This window comes from Nonomuraea sp. NPDC050394, from assembly GCF_044459065.1.
Lineage (GTDB): Bacteria > Actinomycetota > Actinomycetes > Streptosporangiales > Streptosporangiaceae > Nonomuraea.
In genome coordinates this window covers 279776-301681 of sequence record NZ_JBITIO010000001.1, presented here as the reverse complement: position 1 = coordinate 301681, position 21906 = coordinate 279776, and the positions used below count along the sequence as shown (strand labels likewise).

Sequence of the window (21906 nt, the reverse complement as noted above, 5' to 3'; positions counted from 1 at the left end):
GTCGGGGGCGCCCCTTCCGGGGTGCCCCCTTTCCGGCGTAATGTCGCAAACAGGAGGCGTCGATGGCGATGCGGTTCGAGCACGAGTTCACGGTTCCGGTCCCGGTGGAGCAGGCTTGGGCGGTGCTTCTCGACGTCGAACGGGTGGCCCCCTGCCTGCCCGGCGCGGCGCTCGACCTCGTCGAGAGCGACGAGTTCACCGGCAGGATGAAGGTGAAGGTCGGCCCGATCACCGTGACCTACCGGGGCACCGCCCGCTTCGAGGACGTCGACAAGGACGCCCACACGCTCACGCTCAAGGCGTCGGGCAAGGAGGCCAGGGGCTCGGGCACCGCCTCCGCCACGGTCGTGGCCAAGCTGACCCCGGCCGGCACGTCGAGCGCGGTGAGCGTGGAGACGACGTTCAACGTGACGGGGCGGCCGGCGCAGTTCGGCAAGGGCGTGATGGCCGAGGTCGGGGCGAAGCTGATCGACCGGTTCGCGGCCAACCTGGCGGAGTTGCTGGCCGAGCCGGGGGTGGAGGCGGCAGCCGTACCTGGGAACGCCGCGCACGATGACGAGGAGCGGCACCTGAGCGCGGTCCCCGACCCGGCGGCGGTCGCGGACGCGCACCCGAGCGGGACGCTGCGCACCTCGCGCACGGCCGACGAGGAGGCGCTGGACCTTCTGGAGGTCGCGGGAGCGCCGCTGCTGAAGCGGGTGGCGCCGCTCGTGGGCGGGGTCGCGCTGGTGGCGCTGATCATCTGGCTGATCAGGCGTTTTTTGCGGTAGTTAAGGCGAGATCAGCGGTAAAAACACCATCAAGTCCGGACACATCACCCGAAGAGGGGGAATGCCTGAACCCGAGTGTTCGACTTCTCGGGGGAGATGGGCATGCCGGACTGCACCGTTGTCATCATCACCTTCAACGATGCCGAGCGGGTGCCCAGGGCCGTGCGCTCCGTGCTCAGGCAGACCCTGCGCGACATCGAGGTGATCGTCGTCGACGACGCCAGCACCGACGGGACCGCGCGGGTCATAAGCGCCTTCGAACGCGCCGACCCCCGGGTGCGCTACCTGCGGCGCGAACGCAACAGCGGCGGCTGCGGGGCCCCGCGCAACGACGGCATCGACGCCGCTTCCGCCCCGTACATCATGTTCCTGGACAGCGACGACGAACTGCCCAGGCACGCCTGCAAAAGCCTGCTGACCGAGATCGAACGCACCGGCACCGACTTCGTCTCCGGCCAGATCTCCCGCTACTACGAGCCCAGCGGGCGGCTGGAACGCTACTACCCGCGGCTGTTCGCCCGCCGCCGGATCGTGAACGGCATCGCCGAGGACCCCGAGCTGTTCCTCGACTCCTTCAGCACCAACAAGCTCTACGACGTCACGTTCCTGCGCCGCAACGCGCTGCGCTTCCCCGAGGACATCCACTACGAGGACCACGTCTTCGCCACCGAGCTCTACGCGACCTCGCGGCGCTTCGCGGTCGTCCCCTGGGTGATCTACCACTGGCACCGCGCGGCGGAACACACCTCCATCTCCCTGAGCATCAAGGAGATGGACAACGTACGGCACCGCATGATCGCCGCCCAGCGCAGCGACAAGATCCTGCGCGACCACGGGCGCGAGGACCTGCTCCCCGAGCGCCAGCACCGCTTCCTGCGCCAGGACCTGCGCGTCTACCTCAATCCGCTGCCCGCCCGCGACCTGGTGTGGGTCAAGGAGTTCGCCGCGGTCGTCCGCCCCTACCTGGCGACGATCCCGCACGAAGTCATCGACCGGATCGAGCCGATGGCCCGGGTCTGCTGCCACCTGATCATCGACGACCGCATCGACGACCTGCGCGTCGCGGTCCGCTCGCTCACCGGCGCCGCCGCGCCGCCGCGCGCCGCGATCCGGCACGAGGGCCGCACCTACTGGGGCACCACGCTCACCCCCGGCATGGACATCACCCGTCTGCGCCTGGCCGAACTGCCCTTCAGCGCCGCGCGGCTGCGTCACGAGGTCACCGAGATCGCCGCGGACGCCGGCCGGATCGCGATGACCGTCCACACCTACGACCCTTTCGGCGCGCTGCCCACCGAATGGAGCGCCTTCCTGACCTATGGCGGGCACCGCTTCCCCATCCACCCGCATCCCAGCGGCGACGGCTACGTCAGCGAGATCGTCTTCACCCCCGAGGGCAAGGGCGACCCGCGCATCGGGTTCACCCGCGAGCACGACGGCCACACCACCACCGACCGGCTGCTGGTCGACCCGAACCTGGAGCCGATCCCGCTCAACGGCTACACCGTCCAGGCCGCGGGCTCGTCCGCCTTCCTCCGCGTCACCGCCCCGTCGGTCCGGCGCAGGCTGGCCGGCAAGATCAAACGCGAGGTCCTGTCCCGGGTGAGCACCCCGGCCATGAAGCTGCGCGTCTACAAGGCACTGATCAAGGTCGTGCCGCGGCGTAAGGACCTGGCGCTCTTCGAGTCCGACTGCGGCAAGGGTTACACCGGCTCCCCCCGCGCCATCTACGAGGAGCTGCGCCGCCGGGAGCTGCCGATCGGGGTGGTCTGGTCGGTGGCCCGCGGCAGGAAGAACTTCCCCGAGGACGCCGGCCTGGTCCGCCGGATGAGCTGGCGCTACATCTGGATCATGGCCCGCGCGGGCATCTGGGTGGACAGCCACGGCCTCCCCCTCGACTACCCCAAGCCGCGCGGCACCCGCTACCTGCAGACCTGGCACGGCCAGGGCATCAAGTCGATCGGCTTCGACGCGCCCGACCTGCGCGCCGACTTCGCCGGCCCGCGCGACCAGTGGCGGGCCGCCGTCGCCCGCTGGGACGCGCTGATCGCGCCGAGCGCGGAGTTCACGCGGGTCTTCGTCCCGTCCAACGGCTACACCGGCCCCCTCCTGCGGTACGGCACGCCGCGCTGCGACGCCCTGGTCCGCGGCGAACCGGTGCCCCGGGTCTGGGAGGAGCTCGAACTACCACCCGGCAAGAAGATCCTGCTCTACGCCCCGACCTACCGCGACACCGCCAAGAACAGCGGCAAATCCGTCCGCGTCGACCTGGAGGCGATGGCGGAAGAGCTGGCCGACGACTGGGTGATGATCCTGCGCACCCACCCGGTGGAGCGCTACCACGTCCCCCAGCACGTACGCCACTTCGTCCGCCCGGCCGGCTCCTACCCGGAGATCAACGACCTGATGCTGGCCTCGGACGCACTGCTGACCGACTACTCCTCCGTCATGTGCGACTACGCGGTGACCGGCCGGCCGATGTTGTTCTACATCGACGACTGGGACCAGTACCGCCTGGCCGAGCGCGGCGTCTACCACGACCTGCCGTCGATCGCCCCCGGGCCCTGCCTGACCAGCACCGAGGACGTCATCACCTGCCTTCGGGCGCTGCCCGCCGTGCACACGTCGTTCTCGGAGAAGTACGCGGCCTTCCGCGAGCTGTGGTGCGCCGACGAGCGTGGCAACGCCTCGGCCCGGGTCGTCCAGGACTTCTTCGCGGTGCCGCTGGAGCAGCCCGTCACCGACCGGTCCGTGGTCTGGGGGACGCGGTGAGCATCGTCTTCGCGTGCATGGACGCCGACACGCTCGGCGGCATCCAGCAGGTCACCCACACGCTGGCGCAGGGCCTGGCCGTACGCGGCCACGACGTGCACGTCATCGGCCTGCACCGGGCGACCACTCCCTTCCGGTACGTGGCCGAGCCGCGCTACCGCAAGCACGTCGTCGGCCGCGGCCCCATGGGACCCGAGGGCCGCCTGGCCCGCCGGGCCGCCGACCGCCGGCTGCGCGCCGTCTTCGAGTCGATGACGCCCGGCTTCGCCGTGCTGACCTCGCCCGGCGTGGTCACCCGCCTGGTCCCGACGCTGCCCCGCCGCCTGCGCCCGATCGGCCAGTACCACGGCTCGTACGAGCACGCCCGCGGCTCCTGGCACCTGGGCTCCATCCGCAGGCACTACCCCGAGCTCGACCAGGCCGTCTTCCTGAGCGATGACGACGCCTGGCTGTTCTCCGAGCACGCCCTGCTGCCGAACACCTGGTCGCTGCCCAACCCGCTGGCCACCTGGCCGGCGCGGACCTCTCCGCTGACCAACCCCAGGGTCCTGGGCGTGGGCCGGCTGGAGGGCGTCAAGCGCTTCGACCGCCTGATCAGCGCGTTCGCCCGGACCGGCGACCCCGGGTGGGAACTCCACCTGCTGGGTGACGGCGCCGAGGAGTCCCGCCTGCGCGCCCACGCCGAACGCGAGGGCGTCGCCGGCCGCGTCGTCTTCCGCGGCCGGGTGCCGGCGGCGCAGATGCCCGCCGAGTACATGAACGCCGCCATCCTGGCCCTGACCAGCGAGCACGAGGGCCTGCCCGTCGTCCTGCTGGAGGCGGCCGCGCACGGGGTGCCCTCGGTGGCCTTCGACGTCTCCGGCGGCGTCCGCTCGGCGGGCCCGGAACTGGTCCCGGCGGGCGACGTGAAGAAGTTCGCCTCCGCCCTGTCCGACCTCATGTCCGCCCCCGACGAACGCCGCCGCCTGGGCGCCGCCGCCCGAGCCAGAGCCGCCGCCTTCCGCCTCGACCACGTCCTGGACGGCTGGGAAACCCTCTTCGCCCACATGACCCGCTAAGCTTTCGCCAGGTTCATGAGCGGGAGCTGCCGGTGAGTGTTGGACCAAGCTACGCCGCACAGTTGGACACCCTCGACGCCTATCTGGCCTTGGACGAGGAAACTCGCCGGGACATCGAGGTGGTCGACGGCGTTGCGGTGGCGCGCGAGCAGCGAAGCCGCGGGCACCAGAAGACGGGACGCCGACTGGCTGAGGCCCTGGAGAATGGCATCGAGAAGCACCGCCGCTCGCTGTCACGGCCGCGGAAAGCGCCGTGCGTGGACGTGAATACGGAGATCGAGGTCATCCTGGGGGACGTCCCGCTCCACCTCAGGAGGCCGAATGCGGTCGTGCACTCATGCCTGGAACCTGGCGAGTGGCTCCGGGCAGAGGACGTCATCGTGGTTGTCGAGGTGTTGTCACGCCACTCGATCGTCCGTGACCGGGTCCACAAAGCGGCCGAGTATGCGAAGGCGGGCATCCCGCACTACCTGATCGTCCAGTTCGACGATCAGGGTGCCGTCTCCATAGAGCACTACGCTCTGGTTTGCGGCACCGAGTACAGCAAGATCAAAGTCACGCAACGCGACATGGGCGGGCTGGCGCTGAGCATGACGACGCCGTTCGTTCTCGACATCGACTGGTTGCAGCTCGACATCGCGCCCATCGGCTGACCCCGGTACGGCGGAGCGGCTCCGCCGTACCGGGGAGAAGGTCAGACGCGTTCGGTCAGTGGGGTCTCCGCGCGTTGCTGCGGGATGCCGGCCAGGGCGCGCTGGCCCGAGGTGAGCAGGGCGGCGACCGGGCTGGGCTCGCGCAGGCGGTTGATGCGGTCGCGCATGCCCTTGCGCATGCGCGAGGCCCGGCGCTTCTGCATGGTCTTCTGGAAGGCCAGCACGTGCTCCTTGGCCGCCTTCTCGGTGCCGCTGAGCTCGTAACCCATGGACTCCAGGCGCTCGCCGAGCACCTGCTCGCACAGCGCGATCTCCCAGTCCTCCAGGCGGGTGGACCAGCTGCCGACGCGGGACTTGGTGACCTCGCCGTGCGTGTTGCTGTGCCACACCTTGTGGACGGGTACCGCCACCTGGGCGGCCTCACGCGGCGAGAGCATCGCCTGGTCGAAGTCCTCCTCGAGGAAGTGGCAGAGCTTCTTCATCTCGGTGGCCGGGTCTTCGGTGAGGTCCTCGTAGCGCAGCTCGTAGTAGCTGTCCTCGGGCATCGACTTGCGCAGCTTGGCCCCGGCGTCCATGGCCTCGGCCCAGGTGGAGACGGCGTGGAAGGAGTCCAGCGTGTACCAGGGCATCTCCTTCAGCGACGACACGCAGTCGCGGCCGTCCCTGATGAGGTGGACGAACTGGGCGTCGGGGAAGAGACGCAGGAGCAGGTCGACCTGCTTGACGTAGCTGGGCCGCTTGTCGCCCCAGCGGGCCTTGCCGAACCGGTCGGCGTACATGCGGAAGGCGGTGCCGATGACCGAGCCGAGCGAGCCGGGCCCGTCGGCGGACTCCTGGACGTAGTCGTCCTTGTCGATCTTCAGCTCGCGGAACTTGGTGTTCTTGTCGGTCGCGATCCACTGCGCCAGCGCCTGCCGCGCCGAGGCGGCCCGGAGGTCCCCGAAAACGCGGCGCCGGTAGTAGGCCGGTACCAGGAAGCGGGTCTCCGGCGGCACCGCGATCCGCGGGTGCGAATGCAGCATGAGCTGCAGCATCGTGGTCCCTGAACGTGGACACCCGATGACGAATATCGGCCGATCCGACATAGCTTCGTTACCCCCGAAAACTTAGACGAGAACGTGCTCTCGGCTCTCCTGGGAGGACACGACGGCGAAGCGCCGCGCGAAGAGCCACATGCGATACACCAGGAAGATCTCGTTGACCAGCAGCAGCACGCTGGCGGCTGCCGAGACCGGGATGAGCGCCGCCGCTCCGATGAGGGGCGCGACCACGAACACGGCGGCGTGGAACTCGATTCCGCTGATGAGATGGGAGCGCACCCGCCTGCGCGCCAGGTACTTGTTGAGCCTGCGCATGAACGACGGGTGGCGCGCGGGCCGGACGACAACCTCCTCGGAAACCGTGGGCTTGGGCGGCATGCCCTCCCTGATCGCCTCACGGACTCGCTTCATCTGCGGCGCGTTCACGTACCTGAACAGGTCCAGGACGGCCACCGCCGCCCCCAGCACGATGAACTCGACGTTGTGCGTGAGCATGTACTGCCCGACGGCCAGCCCGGTGGCGCAGAACACCACCCGGACCCGGTCCCCCACGTAGTCGAGCCACAGGCCGAACGGCGTCCCCGTGCCCTTCAGCCGGGCGATCTTCCCGTCGACGCAGTCGATCATGAAGCTGAGGTAGAACACGACCGCCCCCGCGGCCAGTTCGTCAACCGCGAAGCAGGCCGCCGACACCAGGCCGAGGACCAACGAGCAGACCGTGAGCGCGTTGGGTGTGATGCTCGTGCGGTTGGCGACGGTCAGCGCGACCCGGCAGGCGACCGGGTCCACGAAGTACACGGTCCACCAGGAGTCTCTCCGCTTGCGTGTCGCGTAGACGTCATCGAGCGAATAGGTCCTCATGGATTCCAGCATGGCGACTCAGGGTCGGGAACCGATTACTCTCTGGAACTACTGGAGGATGTCCATGCCGCTTCTTGACCATCCCGGAGGACTCGGCCCCGGGCCTCCCCTTGGCAAGGCGCTAGCGGCCGAAGACCCGGCTCACCACGCGTGCCGTCGCGCCGCCGTCGTCGAGCTCGCAGAACCGCTCACGGAAGCCCCGGTACGCCGCCGCGTACCCGGCCGCGACGCCGTCGAGGTCGGCCAGCGCCCCGATCAGCGCCTCGGAGTCGCGCACCAGCGGCCCCGGCGCCCCGGCCTCCAGGTCGAAGTAGAACCCGCGCAGCTCGTCCCGGTAGCGCTCCAGGTCGTAGGTGAAGAAGACCATGGGCTTGCCGGTGACCGCGAAGTCGAACATCACCGAGGAGTAGTCGGTGACCAGCGCGTCGGCGGCCAGGTAGAGCTCGGCGACGTCGGGGTGGCGCGTCACGTCCACCACGAACCCGTCGCCCGCCGGGATCCCGGCGGTGACGTTGCTGTGCCCGCGCACCAGCAGCACCGTGTCCCCGCCCAGCTCAGCCCTGGCCCGGTCGAGGTCGATGCGCAGGTCGAAGCGGTAGCGGCCGTGCGCGTGCTCGTCGTCGCGCCAGGTCGGCGCGTAGAGGACGGCCCGCTTGCCGTCGGGCACCCCGAGCGCCCTGCGCACCGCCCTGCCGCGCTCGTCGGCGCCGGGCGCGAGCAGCGCGTCGTTGCGCGGGTAGCCGCTCTCGACGACCTCGCCCTCGAAGCGGAAGGCCCTGCGCATGATGGGGGTGCTGAAGGCGTTGGGTGAGATCAGCAGGTCCCACTGGCGTACGTCGGCGGCGAATCGCTCCAGGTAGGCGGCGCCCTCCACGCTGAGCACGGCCTCCATGTCGAACCCGATGCGCTTGAGCGGCGTGCCGTGCCAGGTCTGCGCGTAGACCTGGCCCGGCCGCTTGCGGAACCAGGCGGGCAGCGTGCTGTTGGCCACGATGTAGCGGGCCGTGGCCAGCGCCTCGACATGCTCCCTGCTGTCACGCACCACGGACCGCGCCCCCACCGGTACGGCGAAGCGCCCCTCCCTGCGCACCCAGACGAGGTCGAGACCGCTCCCGGCCAGCGCCTCGAAGATGGCCCGCGGGCTGTCGGAGCACTGCTTGCCCTCCCAGCTGTCGAACACGACGCACTCGCGCACCGGCGCGCGGCGCAGCTCCGGGTAGACCTCCTGCTGCAGCACGCGGCGGGCGTACCGGCCGCGTTCGTCGTCGGCCAGCGCCTGCCTGACGTTGAGCAGGAGCGCGCCGGTGCCGGACGAGCGCGGCGCGAACTCCAGGTCGTCGTGCACCCGGGCGGCGGGCAGGGGCGCGGCCCCGTCCGTGACGACCGGGCCGCCGCGGTCGTCGAGGAGTTCCCAGGCGCCGGGCAGCATCCCGGCCGGGTTCAGCACGGCGCGGAAGCTGCCGTCGTCCCAGGTGACCTCGAACGGGTGGGCGTCGCCCTCGATCCGCCTGCCGGCCCGCAACCCGGCAGGGCCGCCGAAGTGGTGTCCGGTGACGACCAGTTCGCCGGCGGCCGTCCAGTGGGCTTCGGCCAGGACGGGGCGGTGGGGGCGCAGGACGAGGTCGGCGGAGCCGTACCCGGTCTGGGTGAGGACCGCTTCCTGCTCACCGGCGCGCACGCGGACGGGGGGCAGGTCGTCGGCGGCGAGCGGGAGTTGTTCCTCGCCCGCCTCGAAGGACAGGCTCCACCGGCTGTCCTCGCCCTCCCACAACATCGGGTCGGCGAGCGGGCTCCTCGGCGGGTCGGCGAACTCGGCGGCGGGGATCGTCACGGTGAAGGCCTGGTGGCGCTCGTCCTCGGGGGTGAAGGCGGCCGGGCGGCGCACCTCGGCCCCGTCGCGCCGCCTGGTGGCCACGAGGACCGGCGGCTCCGCGCTGGCCAGGCGCCTGATCCAGCCTTCGACGAGCAGCCCGTCCTCGGTCGGACGGCAGGCGGTGACGACCGCCTTCGGCTTGCGGACCCGGATCTGGAAGCGTCCCGCCTCGGTGAACAGCGGGCGTACCCAGCAGCGCTCGCCCACCGCGCGGGCGGCCGGGCGGCGCTCGGCGACGTCGGGCGACAGGCCGGCGAGGCCCTCCCTGGCCTGTCCCCCGGCGGTGACGGCGACGCGCAGCTCCCAGGTGCCGGGAGCCCAGCGCTCCCCCGTCTTCAGTACGCCGGCGGGCACCTCGGCCGTGAAACCCGCCCAGTCGAGGCAGACGTGCGACTGCCCGGAGGCGGTGGTGACGTCGGGCCGCCGCTCGCGCGCGAGCTTGAGCGTGACGCGGGTGCCGGAACGGGTGTCCTGCAGCCACGCGCGCAGCCCGTCGCGCTCGGCCATCTCCAGCCGCTCGATGTAGGCGTGGCCGCGGATGCGCAGCGTCTCGCCGTGCCAGGCGGCCGCGTCGACCTTGGCGCGCAGCGACAGGTCGCGCTCGGCGCGCAAGAGTCGCTCGGGCAGCCGTCCGCCGGCCTCGGGCAGGTCGTGGAGCAGGCGGCGGCGCAGCAGGCCCCGGCGCACGATGCCGGAGGGTTCCTTTGCCCGGCGCTCGGCCTCCAGCGTCCTGAGCAGCGCGTCCAGGTCACCGTCGGCGGCCAGCGAGAACTTCAGCCGATGGGCGGGGCCGAGCTCGGCGATGACGGCCGCGTCCACCTTGTTCAGGTATCCGGTGGCGAGGTCCAGCAGCGTGGCGCGGTCCTCGGGAGAGGCGGCGGGCAGCGCCTCGATCACCCGCCGGACGTCGCCGATGAGGACGGTCCGGTCGAAGGCGTTCTTCAGCTCGGGCGCCTCGGCGGCGAAGAAGTGGGCCACCTCGTGCAGGCCGCCCACGCGGCTGCGGAGGTTGGCCAGATCGCCGTCGCGCTGGGTGATGGAGGGCGCGCCGGCCCCGTCGCGCTGGCGGTAGTAGTAGACGACGTCCCTGACCACGTCGGCGGTCCCGGCCGCGACGTGGGCGCGCATGGTGACCGGCACGTCCTCGTACAGGCCCGGGGGGAAGGCGAAGCCGTGGGCGTCCCAGAAGGTCCGGCGGAACGCCTTGTTCCACGCCGAGCGGTCCCACAGCAGGCGGTTGTCCCTGCGCACGTGGGTGCGGGGGCGGTCGGCGTGGAACAACCCGCGTGGCAGCCACGAGCGGTGCACGCCCGTCGTGCCGAACGTGCGCACGTCACCTGAGGCCAGGTCGGAGCCGGTGCTCTCCAGCGAGCTGACGAGCAGGTCGTAGGCCTGGGGCGGCAGGAGGTCGTCGCTGTCGGCGAAGGCGAGGTACTGACCGCCCGCCTGGCCAGCCCCGGTGTTGCGCGCCGGCCCGAGCCCCTGGTTCTCCTGCTGGATCAGGCGGAAGCGGGGGTCGCGGGCGGCGTACTCCTTGGCGATGACGGCGCTGGCGTCGGGCGAGCCGTCGTCGACCATGACGACCTCGATGTCGGTCAGCGTCTGCCGGGCGAGCGACTCCAGGCAGGGCCGGAGGTATCGCTCCACGTTGTAGAAGGGGACGACAATACTGATCTTCGGGCAACCCATGGATCCAGCATCCTGAGGACGTGCCGGGCGTGGCGCCGGCATCGCGATCAGCCGGGGCTCCCGTTGCCGAGATTTGGCGTCTCAGCCGAGAATCCGGTCCACCGCCCTGGCCGCGGCGTGGCCGTCGTCCAGGGGGCAGTACTTCTCCAGGAAGGCCGCGTCGTAGCCGATCCCGGCCGCCCTGACGGCCGCGACCAGTTCCCGTGTGGTGGCGGCGACCGGGCCAGGCGTCCCGGTGGCGTAGTCGAGGTAGAGGCCGCGTACGTGGTCGCGGTAGTTGGCCAGGTCGGGCGCGAAGAAGACCATGGGCCTGCCGGTCACCGCGAAGTCGAACAGGGCGGCGGAGTAGTCGGTCACGAACACGTCGGCCAGGCCCAGCAGGTGGGCCATCTCCGGGTAGGCGCTGACGTCGATCGCGAAGCCGGGCTCGCCGAGCGGCTGCATGGCGCCCGCGGCCCTGGAGTGGGCGCGGACCAGGAGCACGTGGTCCTCGCCCAGCCCTTCGCGCATCTCGGCCAGGTCCAGCATGAGGTTCATCCGGTACAGGTCGCCCCGGCCGATCTCGTCGTCGCGCCACGTGGGCGCGTACAGGACGGTCTTCTTGCCCGGCGGGATGCCGAGCCGTTCGCGCAGGCCCTCGGCGGGCGGGCGGCGCAGCAGGTCGTTGCGGGGCTGGCCGACCTCGGCGATCTCGCCCCGGTAGCCGAAGGCGCGGCGGAAGATGTCGCTGCAGTACGGGCTGGGCGACAGCAGCAGGTCCCACCTGGCGACGTCGCCGGCCAGGCGCCGGGCGTAGTCGATGGCGGCGGGGAACGGGTGCCGCCTGGCGTCGTGCCCGATCGTCTTCAGCGGGGTCCCGTGCCAGGTCTGGACGTATTTCTGGCCCTCGCGGGCGACGAACCACTCGGGCGCGCAGTCGTTGGAGACGATGAGCGCGGCCCTGGCCAGCGCGTCGACGTGCGCGGCGCTGCCGCTGAGCACCGTGCGCACGCCGGGGGGCGGCTCGAACCGGCCGTCGGCGGTGACCCAGACGCACTCCCGCGCGTCGCCCCTGCGGCGCAGTTCCTCGAAGATCGCGCGGGGGTTGTCGGAGTACTGGCGGCCCTCCCAGGACTCGAAGACGGCCAGGTCGAGGGTGGGCATGGCGCGCAGGCGCGGATAGTCCTTCTCCAGAGCGCGCTGCAGCGCCGCCTTGCCCGTGGCCGCGAGGGCGCGGACCCGAAGCTCGGCCGTGTCCTCCGCGTCCGACTGCAGACGCAGGTCGTGCGTGCCCACGGTGATCTCGGCCCCCGCCTCGCGCAACGCGCTGTTGGTGAGGCCGATCGCGGCCCGGCCGGCGTCGGTCGCCGCCGTGAGCTGCCAGGTTCCCGGAGCCAGCGGAAGGCTCTGCCCGAAGACCGGCATGGCGGCCGGGTCGAGCTCCACGGTGAAGTTCTGGCCCTCCCACGTCACCGGCAGCTCGTGGACCCCACCGCCGCCGGTGCGCTCCAGCCGGAAGCCGGCGGGCCTGGCCGTACCCCGGTAGTGGCCGCGCAGCGTGAGCGAGCGCGCGCCGGTCCACTCGGCGGACAGTACGGCGGGCCGCCGTTCCCTGCTCGTCGCGGTGAGCGCGCCGGTCCGGGTGGCGCTCAGCCAGCGCTCACCGCCGGGGGTGGCGCCGGAGCCGTCGGCCCAATGCTCGGCGGTGAAGATCTTGAAGCGCTCCTTGCCGCTCTCCAGCCACACCGCGCCGGAGAATCCGGCGTCGTGCGGGATGAGGACGCGGAAGGCGGTCCCGTCCTTGCCGCGCAGGAATTCCACCGGCAGCCGGGTCGTGGTGTCGGCCGCGGTCAGCTCTCCCGCACGGACCGCGGTGAAGACGCGGCCCCGCAGTTCGAGCCCGCCGGGCAGGTCCGCGCAGGACTCGGCCACGACACGCACCGCCCTGGCCCGCACCACCAGGTGGCCCTTGCTCCTGATGGTCTCGACCTTGGCCGAGCGCGACAGCCAGCGGTTGAGCGACTGGGCGGGCAGCACGCGGGCGGGCAGGGGCAGCGGCAGTTCGGCGTGCGCGCGGCCGTTGCGCACCTCCACCAGGACCTCCCAGGTGGTGGCCGGGCTCGCCGGCGTCCAGAGGCCGGTTACGTCGAGGTCGGCCTCGAAGCCCGAGTCGTCGTAGACGCCGGGCTCGCAGCCGTGGGCCTCGCTGACGTCCGGCCTGCTCACCCTGCGGACCGGCACCTCCACGCGACGGCCGTCACCGGGCTGCAGCCACATCCGGATCTTGGAGCCCGCGGCGTCGAGCCCTTCGAAGTACGCGTGCCCGCCGACCCGGAATCCCGCGCCCGCCTCGCTGACCCGGTCGGCCTGCGCGAGCAGCGTCACCTCGGCCGGCCGCACGCGGAACAGCCGCGCGGGCACCCCGCCCTTGCGGCGCAGCGGATGGTCGACGTAGAAGTTGGGCCAGCGCCGCCGGACGGCGAACGCCCGGCCCGTGCGGCGGTCGGTGAGCAGCCGGGTCAGCTCGTCGGCCTCGCGCGTACGCACCAGGTGGTAGGCCAGCCGCTCCAGCCACGGCAGGGACATGGAGACGTCACGCGGGATCGCGGCCAGCAGCGGCTCCAGCCGGTCGAAGAGGCGCTCGCGGTAGTCGTCGCTGCCGCCGTCGGTGAACTCGAACGCCTTCAGGAACGGCACGAGGTCGCTCCGCAGCACGTGCTCGTCGTAGAGCGGCAGCAGCGCCGTGTGGTCGCGGCGCAGGAAGTCGCGCATGGTCTCGATCGTGGAGACGCGGTCCTCCAGATGGCCGCGCTCGCGCCGGCTCTGCGTGATCGATCGGGTGCCGGAGTCGCGCTGGCGCCAGTGGTAGACCACGGTGTTCAGGACGTCGACCGTGTCGGCGAGTACGTGCGCGGGCACCGCGACCGGCGTGTCCTCGTAGTAGCCGGCCGGGAACGCCAGCTCGGCGGCGTCCCAGAACGCGCGCCGGTAGACCTTGTTCCACACGGTCCTGTCGGTCATGAGCACGGGCATGCGGCTGACGTGGGTGCGCTCGACGGTCGCGGCGAACATGTCGGCGTGCAGCGGCGAGCGCCACGTGCTCACCGAGTCGAAGCAGCAGACGTTCCCGCAGGCCAGGTCGGAGCCGGTGCGTTCCAGGCTCTCGATCAGCGTGGCATACGCCTCCGGCGGCACGTAGTCGTCGCCGTCGGCGAAGGCCAGCAGGCGGCCGGAGGCCAGCGCGATCCCGGCGTTGCGGGCCGGTCCGGGGCCGCTGTGCTGCTGCTGGAGCAGTGTGAAGCGGCGGTCGCGGCCGGCGAAGTCCTTGGCGATCACCGGGCTGAGATCGCTCGACCCGTCGTCGACGCAGATCACCTCAAGATCCGGGAACTCCTGGGCCGCCAGCGAGGACAGGCAGTGCTCCAGGTAGGGCTCGACGTTGTGGAACGGTACGACGACGCTGAGCGCAGGCGTCACGAAGCTTCCTCCCGATCGACGTGAAAACCGCATGTCAGCATGACCAGAAGCGACACGATCACCGGGTCGCTTGGTGGGGAGCAGGGGAAAACCAGGCGATCTATTGACCTTCGCCGGCCGGTCTCCGCAGCCGCTTGGACAGCACCGCCACCAGGATCGGCAGCAGCATGATCCCGATCATGATGGGCGCGGCCATGTACCTGAACAGCTGCGCCGGGATGGCCGCCGTCACCGCGAGCTGGTGCCCCGCCACGACCACCGCCAGCACGAGCGCCGCCTGCCGCCGTCCGGCCCAGGCCAGCGCGGCCGCCGCGGCGTAGACCAGGTAGCACCAGGTCGCGCCACGCCACAGCAGCCACTCGAACTGCTCGGTCAGCGACAGGCCCCTGACGAAGACCGCGGCGTCGTGCAGCGTCTGCGAGAGCGGGCGCGTGGCAAGGATCGGCCGGTACGGGCTGGCCGCCATCGTCTGGCCGGAGGCGCGCCAGCCGTACAGGTCTTCTGGGACGTTGGGCAGGCCGACGAGCACGCGCTCGCCCGGCTGGGCGGGGAAGGCCACCCAGGCCACCGAGCCGCGGCAGAGCCGGGCGGCGGTGACCACGTCGGGGGCGCGCTTGATCAGCCGCACCCACAGGCCGACGAGCTTCTTGTAGAGCCGGTCGGCGCGGGCGACGTCGAAGCCGGAGCGCAGGGTGGTGTCGGCGTTGAGGCAGTTGGCGTTGGACTTCCAGTGTTCCAGGGGCGCGATCCGCGCCATCAGCGTCAGGTCGCGTTCCTGGAAGGCGGCGGGACGGCGGGCGTAGGTGACCGCGATGTCGGAGTAGGCCGTGGCGTAGCTCAGCCAGGGGCGGACCGGGTCCACGCTCATGGCGGGGTAGGCGTGGGCGGTGACCAGGTAGACCGTCGCCAGGGGGACGGCGGCGGCGCCGGCCAGCCGTGCCCGCGTACCAGGAAGCAGAATGACGGCGAGGGCGATCGCGATGGCGGCGAACAGGAAGCCGTTGTTGCGCAGCAGGCACAGCACCAGAACTTCCACGCCCAGCGCGACGATCAGCGGCCACGAGCGGCGGCGCAGCGCCAGGCGGCCCAGCGTCGCCGTCATGAGGACGAGGACCAGCGCGAACGGCACGTCCTTCCACACCGTGACCACGAACGTGCCGGTGGCGGGCAGCGCGGCCACCGCGAGGGCGGCGGCCAGGCACCACGCCCACGGGACGCCGAAGTCGCGCACCACGCACGCGAGCACGGCCAGCGTGAGCGCGGCGGCGGCGGCCTGAACGAGGGTGAGCGCGGCCAGGTCGCCGGTCGCGGCCAGCGACAGCCACACGAGCGCGTCGTAGAGGACCGAGTGGTCGGCGCGCCAGTTGCCGGTCGTCACCTGCCACACGTAGGTGATGGAGTCCCAGCTCATCAGGCCGGGGTAGAAGGCCGCCCACCACAGCACGTAGACGGCCAGGCAGCCGGTGAAGACGAGGGCGGGCAGCCGGTCGATCCTGGACGGCTTCGCCGCGATCGCGGTCCGCTCAGACGGGGACGCTTGGATGGTAGTCAGGTCGCTCACTCCGATGGCTCACCGCGGGGAAGACCCAGTAGCGGCAGAGGACGAAATTGACGGCCACGCCCACGCCGACCATGGCGGTCTTCGCGACCAGGTAGTGCGTGCCGAGCTCGACCAGCCCGAGCACGCCGACCAGGGTGAGACCGTAGTTGACGGCGCACAGCGTGCAGTAACGCAGAAACTGGCGGCGCATCCGGCCGGGGGCGGCGGCGAAGGACACCGACCGGTTGAGTGCGAAGTTGACGACGAGCGCCAGCAGGAACGCCAGGAGGGTGGCCGGGGCCAGGCCGACGGTCAGGACGCTGTGCAGCAGGTACAGGGCGCCGAGGTCGACGGCGTAGCTCAGCCCGCCGACCAGCAGGAAGCGCAGCAGGCTCCTGAGCGTGGTCATGCTCAGCGGTGCTCGCGGCTGGACAGCCGCAGCAGGGCGACCTCTTCGGCCAGCGTCCGCGTACGCTCCTCAAGGCGGCCGAGCTCCGAGCTGAGCTGCACGTTCACTCCCAGCAGCACGAGGCTGCCGAGGAAGAACAGCAGGTTCGCCGGCACCTGCACGCCGAGCATCGCGGCGGCCCCGGCCAGCACCTCGGGGAACAACGCGATCACCACGATCACCCCGGCGAGCAGCACCCAGAACGTGGCGTACTTCTCGCGCAGTTTCCTGCGGCGCAGCATCTCGAAGACGATCGAGACCGTGACGACGGCGCCGACCAGGCCCAGCATGTAGACGCTCATACTCCGGCCCTCTCCGGAACCTCGGCCGCGGAGACCGGCTCCCAGCGCCTGATCAGCGCCAGGCCCAGCGCCACCCCGGCCCTGACCAGGTAGACGAGCGCGCGAAGGCTCGACTGGCTGGCCGTGCCGTACTCGCGGGGCCGCATCTTGACCGGGATCTGCCTGATCACGCAGCCGCTGCGGACCGCGATGACGAGCGACTCCACGGTGTCGCCCAGGTACTCCACCGGGTAGTGGACGGCGAAGATCGCCATCGCCTTCCGGTTGGCGGCCCTGAAGCCGCTGGTCACGTCGGTCAGCCTGGTCCTGGCCAGGCCCGAGACGACCATGGCCAGCAGCCGCATCGCCAGGCGCCTGGCGAACTTCGCGCTCGTGTACGTGCCCGCCCCCGCGAAGCGCGATCCGATCACGATGTCCGCCGACTCCACGGCGGCGACCAGCTTGCCGATGTAGCGCGTGTCGTGCTGGCCGTCGGCGTCGACCTGAAGCGCCACGTCGTAGCCGCGGTCCAGCGCGTAGCGGTAGCCCGCGCGCATGGCGCCGCCGACGCCGAGGTTGTAGGGAAGGCGGAGCACGGCCACGCCGGCCGCCTCGGCCAGCGCCGCGGTGGAGTCCGCTGACCCGTCGTCCACGACCAGGATGTCGGCGTAGCCGCAGGCCCGTTCCAGCTCGTCGATGACCAGCCGGATCGACTGTTCCTCGTTGTACGCAGGAATGATGATCAGTACCCGCATCGCTTCCCCCTCCCTGTCAGGAAGCATGGGCGTCCAGGGCCGCACACGCTGCGCCTCGGCAGGGTCCTGGTTCACTCCTTGCCGAGACTTGACGATCGGGCAGCCTGATCGCGACGACGATCCCGCCGGGCAGGTCGCGCACGATCGCGAAGTGCCGTGGCGAGAACTGGACCGGGGAGAACTGCGCCGTGCTGCCGTCGGCCAGCACGGGCCGCCACGTCCAGGCGGCCTTGCGCGCCCACAGCACGAAGACGTCGATCCCGCCGAACCTGCTCGCCCGCGTGGCCGCGGCGAACCGCTCCGGGTCGGTGATGGCGGCCAGCCGCTGGAGCTCGGCGTACCTGTCGTCCCAGCGCACGACGCTGAGGGCGGCGGTCCTGACCACGGGCAGGTAGCCGGGCCAGGGCAGGTAGGAGTAGAGGCGTTCGTCGACGGCCAGCGTGCGCGGGCGCACGTGCGGGCCGTAGTGCTCGCGGACGGCGCGGCGGATCTCGGCGACGGGGAAGGCCCAGGGCCGCGCCGCGCCGAGCTGGCGCAGTTCCTCCTGCCCGGCCGCGCCGGTGGCGGGCATTCTGCCGTCGGGCAGCGGCTCGGCGTGCGCCCTCGCGGCGTGTACCCCCGCGGCGTGCGAGGCGGCGGCCGAGCCCACCGGCACCGGCGACCAGGCGCGCCACAGGTAGCTGCCCGACCAGACGACGCAGACGGCCAGCGCGACCTGCGCCCATGGCTTCACCGGCAGCTTCGGCACGAGCCAGGTCAGCGAGAGCACGCCGGAGGCGAGCAGCAGGCCGTGCAGCAGGTGCATGGAGTGGTGCGCCATCCCGGTGTGCCCGGTGAACACGAAGCCGACGGCGTAGGCGCCCTGGTAGGCGTAGGTGCCGGCGATGAGCAGCGCCATCGGCAGGCCCCACCAGCTCCGGTTGCGCAGCACGACCGCGCCGACCAGGCCGGCGGCCTCGACCGCGCCCAGGAAGGAGGGTTGCATGAACGGGAAGGAGGAGGCGGCGACGGCCGGCGTCGCGTACAGGTCCGCGACGTTCTGGCCGCCGGTCGTGGCCAGAGTGACCAGGTACGGCGCCACGTACCAGGCCGAGACGGCCAGTCCGATGGACACGACCCTGGTGAAGTACCACAGCAGGCCCCACCGGTCGGCGCTCTGCCAGAAGGCGTAGACGACCAGGGCCAGCAGGCCGGCTATGCCGTACAGGAAGAAGCCCAGGTAGAGCTGGACGATGAGGCCGAGCAGCAACCCCGAGCCGAGCCAGTGCATCCGCCCGCCGGGGCGGGCGGCCAGCGTGCCGAGCGCCCAGGGGATGAAGACGGCCAGCGCGAAGACCTCGTAGGCCTTCCACGGGTAGGAGAACGCCACCAGGCTGAAGACGGCGAGCGCCAGCGCGACGGGGGCGGTGGTGGTGCGGCGCCACAGGGCGTAGGCGGCGACGACGGCGGCCGAGGTCCAGACGATCTCCGCCTCCGCCAGCAGTTGCCAGGCGGGGATGCCGGTGAGCGCGGCGGCGCGGCCGATCAGCCAGGGGTAGAGCGGCGGGTACTCGGCGGCGACGCCCTCCACGATGCCGTCGCTGCTGGCCGCGACCACGCTGAACCTGGTGGCCATCGAGGCCATCCTGGCCATGTCGCCGGACAGTCCGTCGAAGCCGAACGGCGTGCCGTTCAGGGCCACGCGCATGGCCAGCGCCGTCCACGCGGCGAACGCGGCGGCGGCCACGTCGTAGACGGCCGGGCGGCGCCACATCAGCGCCACCGCGAGCAGCGGTACGGCCAGCATGAAGCCCACGGCCAGCGGGAACAGGGTGCCGCGCAGCGTGAACGGGTCGGCGCCGGCCAGGCCGGGCACCAGGAGCGCCGGTGGCAGGAGCACGATGTAGACGCCGAAGGCGACCAGCGCCGCCCTCCCTGCCCGGACCGCGGGCTCCGCGGCGGTTGCGACCGGCAGGATGCGAGGAGTGAGCAGGCGCACGCCCTCGACCCTCTCGCCGATCGGCGCCGGTGCGCGGCGGATTGACCTCCCGACATACCAATGCTGGGGCAATCAATTCCCCTGGCCGTGATTCCGTCGCACGATACAAAAGGTTGATATCGGGGATATGCCACACTTGCCGGGGGTTCGTGAAGGGGAGGTGGTGCCCGGTGGTCGGGCGTGGAGTGGCGGTGCTGGCGGTACTCGTGGCGGGAACGATCCTTCCGGCGATCCCCGCGCAGGCGGCGAAGGTCAACTGCGCGAAGGCCAAGTGCCTGGCCCTGACATTCGACGACGGACCGGGCAAGACGACGCCCGAGCTGCTCAAGGTGCTCAAGAAGGCGAAGGTCAAGGCGACCTTCTTCGTCATGGGCAAGCAGGTGGAGCGGCGGCCTGCCGTACTGAAGAAGACCGTCGCGGACGGGCACGCGATCGGCAACCACACCTACGGGCACCCGTCGCTGCCCTCGCTCATGGACGAGCAGGTCACGACCGAGCTGCGGCTCACGCAGGAGATCGTCGAGCGGGTGGCGGGGATCACGCCGAAGATGTTCCGCCCGCCGTACGGGCACACCGACGAGCGCATCGTGGAGCTGGCCGCGCAGGAGGGCATGTCACAGGTCATGTGGACCGGCACCACGCTCGACTGGCAGTCGCGCGACGTCAAGAAGATCAAGGCGGCGGTGCTGCGGCTGGCCAAGCGTGACGGGGTCATCCTGATGCACGAGACCGTCCCGCAGACCGTGCGGGCGATGCCGGAGATCATCAAGGAGCTCAAGAAGCGCGGCTACACGCTCGTCACCGTGCCCCAGCTGGCCGGCGGCAAGAAACTGGCGCCGGGAATGGTATATCCGTAACGGACGGGTAGGGTTTGCCCCCAAGGTGCACCCTCCCCGGCCTCAGGACTCATGCGCGTTCTCCGTTCCACGTTCCTGCCCATCCAGATCGTGCTGCTCTGCTGGTGGGCGGCCTTCTACCCCGGCCTGTTCAGCCGTGACTCGGTCCTCTACCTGAGCCACACCCTGGCCGGACCGTGGATCAGCGACCACTCGGTCCTCTACGACTCCGTGCTGTGGCTCAGCATGAGCCTCACCGGCGATCTCGGCGCGGTGACGCTGCTGCAGACGACCGCGACGGCCCTCACGCTCACGTTCCTCGCGCGGGCGCTGATCGCGCTCGGGGCGCCGCCGCGCTGGACCAACGCCATGGCGATCCTGCTGGCGTTCCTGCCGCCGCTCGGCGCGTTCTCCGTCGCGCTGTGGAAGGACGTGCCGTTCACGATCTGCGCGGTCGCGATCGCGGGCGTCTGCGCGCGCGTGGCCGCCGACCGCGACCTCACCAACGGCCGCCTGGCCGCGCTGTCGGCCCTGTTCACGCTGCTGGGCCTCTTCCGCGCCAACGGCTTCCTGGTCGTGGCGATCGCCGTGGCCGCGCTCCTGCTCGTCGTCCCCCTTCTGAGGGTACGGCTGGCGCTGCTCGGCACCGCGGCGGCCGCCATCCCCCTGCTGCTCAGCAACCTGATCTTCCCGCTGATCGGGATCTCGGCGCCGAGCAAGACGTACGTCTACCACACCGCCTTCGGCGACATCGCGGTCGCCTTCCACGAGCGTCCCGACCTGTTCGACAACAGTGACCGGGCCATGCTCGCCACGATCGCGCCGCTCAAGCGCTGGGACAAGGGCGGCACCTGCCACACGATCAACCCGCTGATCTGGCGCGGCGACTTCAGCTGGGCGCAGGCCGACGCGCACGCCACAGAACTGCTCGACCTGTGGAAGCGGCTGCTGGTCAAGGAGCCCGGCCTGGTCGTGGACACCCGCCTGTGCAGAGGCGCGATCGCCTGGCAGCTCTGGGCCGACGACGAGGAGACCGGCGGCGACACCTACCGCTTCTCCCGCCGCCCCAACGCCGACTCCTACATCGGCGAGGACCAGGTGCCCGACTACCGGGGCCGCGAGGTCTTCACCCTGCGCCCGCTCAACCAGGGCCTGAACACGCTGGCCGGCACCTGGCTGGACGTCACGCTGAACAAGGCCGTCGACTGGATGCTGTGGCGCGGCGCGCTCTGGTCGTACCTGTCCTACCTCGCGCTCGCGCTGGCCGCCTGGTCGCTGCGCAACCGGTACGTGCTCGGCGTCGCCGCCATCGTCCTCGGCCAGCAACTGGCCATCCTGGCCAACATCTCCGCCCAGGACTTCCGCTACATGGCCACGCCGATCTTCGTCGGCGTCATGGTGCTGCCGCTGCTGGCCTCTTCGTTCAGGCGCCGGTCGTAGTCCTCGCGCGCCCGCGCGACGCAGGCGCTGTGCTTGCGCGACCAGTTGGTCACCGTCAGCAGCGCCTCATACAGCTCCAGCGCCATCGGCGTGGTCTGGTACTCCACCTTCGGCGGCACCGTCGGATACACCGTGCGCTCCAGCATGCCGTCACGCTCCAGGTTGCGCAGGGTCAGCGTCAGCATGCGCCGGCTGACGCCCTCGACCGTGCGCTCCAGTTCCGTGAACCGGACCGGGCCCCGTGAGGCGACCACGATGATCTGGATCGCCCACTTGCCGGCGATCCGGTCGAGGATCTCGCGGGGCGGGATCGGGCACTGGCCCGAGTCGATGAGCGCCTGAGCGTCCGCCAGCGTCTTGAGCTGGCCTGGTACAGCGGTGTTCCCCTGGGACATGAAAGTGCCTTCTTCCGTCGGACCTTGATGGTCACACACGATGTCCACTGTTACAAGTCGT

General features: G+C 71.1%; 16 protein-coding genes. 6 read left to right on the top strand and 10 right to left on the bottom strand.

Translation table 11 applies throughout. The features are described 5' to 3' along the window. The first annotated feature begins 62 nt into the window (after positions 1 to 62). The 4 genes from ACIBKY_RS01620 to ACIBKY_RS01605 all read left to right on the top strand — a co-directional run bounded on the left by ACIBKY_RS01620 (position 63) and on the right by ACIBKY_RS01605 (position 5253). Positions 63 to 770, top strand: a complete 708-nt coding sequence (locus ACIBKY_RS01620) for an SRPBCC family protein (RefSeq protein WP_397093591.1) — start codon at positions 63 to 65, stop codon at positions 768 to 770. A 102-nt stretch (positions 771 to 872) separates the two neighbouring features. After that, positions 873 to 3542, top strand: a complete 2670-nt coding sequence (locus tag ACIBKY_RS01615) for a CDP-glycerol glycerophosphotransferase family protein (protein ID WP_397093590.1) — start codon at positions 873 to 875, stop codon at positions 3540 to 3542. After that, positions 3539 to 4600 carry a glycosyltransferase gene (locus tag ACIBKY_RS01610; protein WP_397093589.1) on the top strand — a complete coding sequence of 354 codons (1062 nt, stop codon included), beginning with the start codon at positions 3539 to 3541 and terminating at the stop codon, positions 4598 to 4600. The genes ACIBKY_RS01615 and ACIBKY_RS01610 overlap by 4 nt, the downstream gene beginning before the upstream one ends. 62 nt (positions 4601 to 4662) lie before the next feature. Continuing rightward, on the top strand, positions 4663 to 5253 hold the full coding sequence (locus tag ACIBKY_RS01605; protein WP_397093588.1) for a Uma2 family endonuclease: 591 nt from the start codon (positions 4663 to 4665) through the stop codon (positions 5251 to 5253). 41 nt (positions 5254 to 5294) lie between these two features. On the opposite strand, the gene ACIBKY_RS01600 is transcribed toward ACIBKY_RS01605, so the two are convergent. The 9 genes from ACIBKY_RS01600 to ACIBKY_RS01560 form a co-directional block, all read right to left on the bottom strand. Continuing rightward, positions 5295 to 6338 (bottom strand): sulfotransferase family protein, encoded by a 1044-nt coding sequence (locus tag ACIBKY_RS01600; RefSeq protein ID WP_397093586.1) that lies wholly within the window; start codon positions 6336 to 6338, stop codon positions 5295 to 5297. A 21-nt stretch (positions 6339 to 6359) separates the two neighbouring features. Next, positions 6360 to 7154: a CDP-alcohol phosphatidyltransferase family protein gene (locus tag ACIBKY_RS01595; RefSeq protein ID WP_397093584.1), complete on the bottom strand. Its 795-nt coding sequence runs from the start codon at positions 7152 to 7154 to the stop codon at positions 6360 to 6362. A gap of 121 nt (positions 7155 to 7275) precedes the next feature. After that, positions 7276 to 10716 (bottom strand): CDP-glycerol glycerophosphotransferase family protein, encoded by a 3441-nt coding sequence (locus ACIBKY_RS01590; RefSeq protein WP_397093582.1) that lies wholly within the window; start codon positions 10714 to 10716, stop codon positions 7276 to 7278. A gap of 81 nt (positions 10717 to 10797) precedes the next feature. Further along, complete coding sequence (locus ACIBKY_RS01585; protein ID WP_397093580.1) at positions 10798 to 14172, bottom strand: CDP-glycerol glycerophosphotransferase family protein; 3375 nt, start codon at positions 14170 to 14172, stop codon at positions 10798 to 10800. Positions 14173 to 14272: 100 nt separating this feature from the next. Then, complete coding sequence (locus ACIBKY_RS01580; protein WP_397093579.1) at positions 14273 to 15733, bottom strand: hypothetical protein; 1461 nt, start codon at positions 15731 to 15733, stop codon at positions 14273 to 14275. After that, positions 15696 to 16121 carry a GtrA family protein gene (locus tag ACIBKY_RS01575; protein WP_397093578.1) on the bottom strand — a complete coding sequence of 142 codons (426 nt, stop codon included), beginning with the start codon at positions 16119 to 16121 and terminating at the stop codon, positions 15696 to 15698. The genes ACIBKY_RS01580 and ACIBKY_RS01575 overlap by 38 nt, the downstream gene beginning before the upstream one ends. Positions 16122 to 16123: 2 nt before the next feature. Then, entirely contained in the window at positions 16124 to 16462 is a 339-nt protein-coding gene (locus ACIBKY_RS01570) for a DUF2304 domain-containing protein (RefSeq protein ID WP_397093576.1), read from the bottom strand. Continuing rightward, positions 16459 to 17196, bottom strand: a complete 738-nt coding sequence (locus tag ACIBKY_RS01565; RefSeq protein WP_397093574.1) for a glycosyltransferase family 2 protein — start codon at positions 17194 to 17196, stop codon at positions 16459 to 16461. The genes ACIBKY_RS01570 and ACIBKY_RS01565 overlap by 4 nt, the downstream gene beginning before the upstream one ends. A gap of 16 nt (positions 17197 to 17212) precedes the next feature. Next, positions 17213 to 19174 (bottom strand): arabinofuranosyltransferase, encoded by a 1962-nt coding sequence (locus ACIBKY_RS01560; RefSeq protein ID WP_397093572.1) that lies wholly within the window; start codon positions 19172 to 19174, stop codon positions 17213 to 17215. Between the two features lie 170 nt (positions 19175 to 19344). On the opposite strand from ACIBKY_RS01560, the gene ACIBKY_RS01555 reads away from it, so the two are divergent. Together ACIBKY_RS01555 and ACIBKY_RS01550 are read left to right on the top strand one after the other, a co-directional pair. Further along, positions 19345 to 20031 carry a polysaccharide deacetylase family protein gene (locus ACIBKY_RS01555; RefSeq protein WP_397093570.1) on the top strand — a complete coding sequence of 229 codons (687 nt, stop codon included), beginning with the start codon at positions 19345 to 19347 and terminating at the stop codon, positions 20029 to 20031. A 51-nt stretch (positions 20032 to 20082) separates the two neighbouring features. Then, the gene (locus ACIBKY_RS01550) at positions 20083 to 21450 is read left to right on the top strand and encodes a hypothetical protein (protein ID WP_397093569.1); all 1368 of its coding nucleotides are present in this window, start codon (positions 20083 to 20085) and stop codon (positions 21448 to 21450) included. On the opposite strand, the gene ACIBKY_RS01545 is transcribed toward ACIBKY_RS01550, so the two are convergent. Further along, positions 21375 to 21845 carry a winged helix-turn-helix transcriptional regulator gene (locus ACIBKY_RS01545; RefSeq protein ID WP_397093568.1) on the bottom strand — a complete coding sequence of 157 codons (471 nt, stop codon included), beginning with the start codon at positions 21843 to 21845 and terminating at the stop codon, positions 21375 to 21377. The two genes, ACIBKY_RS01550 and ACIBKY_RS01545, sit on opposite strands and share 76 nt — an antisense overlap. Between the last annotated feature and the right edge of the window lie 61 nt (positions 21846 to 21906).

Excerpts from the sequence above, each read along its gene's own strand:
- ACIBKY_RS01620 (WP_397093591.1), top strand. The coding sequence starts at position 63 with ATGGCGATGCGGTTCGAGCACGAGTTCACGGTTCCGGTCCCGGTGGAG.
- ACIBKY_RS01615 (WP_397093590.1), top strand. The coding sequence starts at position 873 with ATGCCGGACTGCACCGTTGTCATCATCACCTTCAACGATGCCGAGCGG.
- ACIBKY_RS01600 (WP_397093586.1), bottom strand. The coding sequence starts at position 6,338 with ATGTCGGATCGGCCGATATTCGTCATCGGGTGTCCACGTTCAGGGACC.
- ACIBKY_RS01595 (WP_397093584.1), bottom strand. The coding sequence starts at position 7,154 with ATGAGGACCTATTCGCTCGATGACGTCTACGCGACACGCAAGCGGAGA.
- ACIBKY_RS01590 (WP_397093582.1), bottom strand. The coding sequence starts at position 10,716 with ATGGGTTGCCCGAAGATCAGTATTGTCGTCCCCTTCTACAACGTGGAG.
- ACIBKY_RS01575 (WP_397093578.1), bottom strand. The coding sequence starts at position 16,121 with ATGACCACGCTCAGGAGCCTGCTGCGCTTCCTGCTGGTCGGCGGGCTG.
- ACIBKY_RS01570 (WP_397093576.1), bottom strand. The coding sequence starts at position 16,462 with ATGAGCGTCTACATGCTGGGCCTGGTCGGCGCCGTCGTCACGGTCTCG.
- ACIBKY_RS01565 (WP_397093574.1), bottom strand. The coding sequence starts at position 17,196 with ATGCGGGTACTGATCATCATTCCTGCGTACAACGAGGAACAGTCGATC.
- ACIBKY_RS01550 (WP_397093569.1), top strand. The coding sequence starts at position 20,083 with ATGCGCGTTCTCCGTTCCACGTTCCTGCCCATCCAGATCGTGCTGCTC.
- ACIBKY_RS01545 (WP_397093568.1), bottom strand. The coding sequence starts at position 21,845 with ATGTCCCAGGGGAACACCGCTGTACCAGGCCAGCTCAAGACGCTGGCG.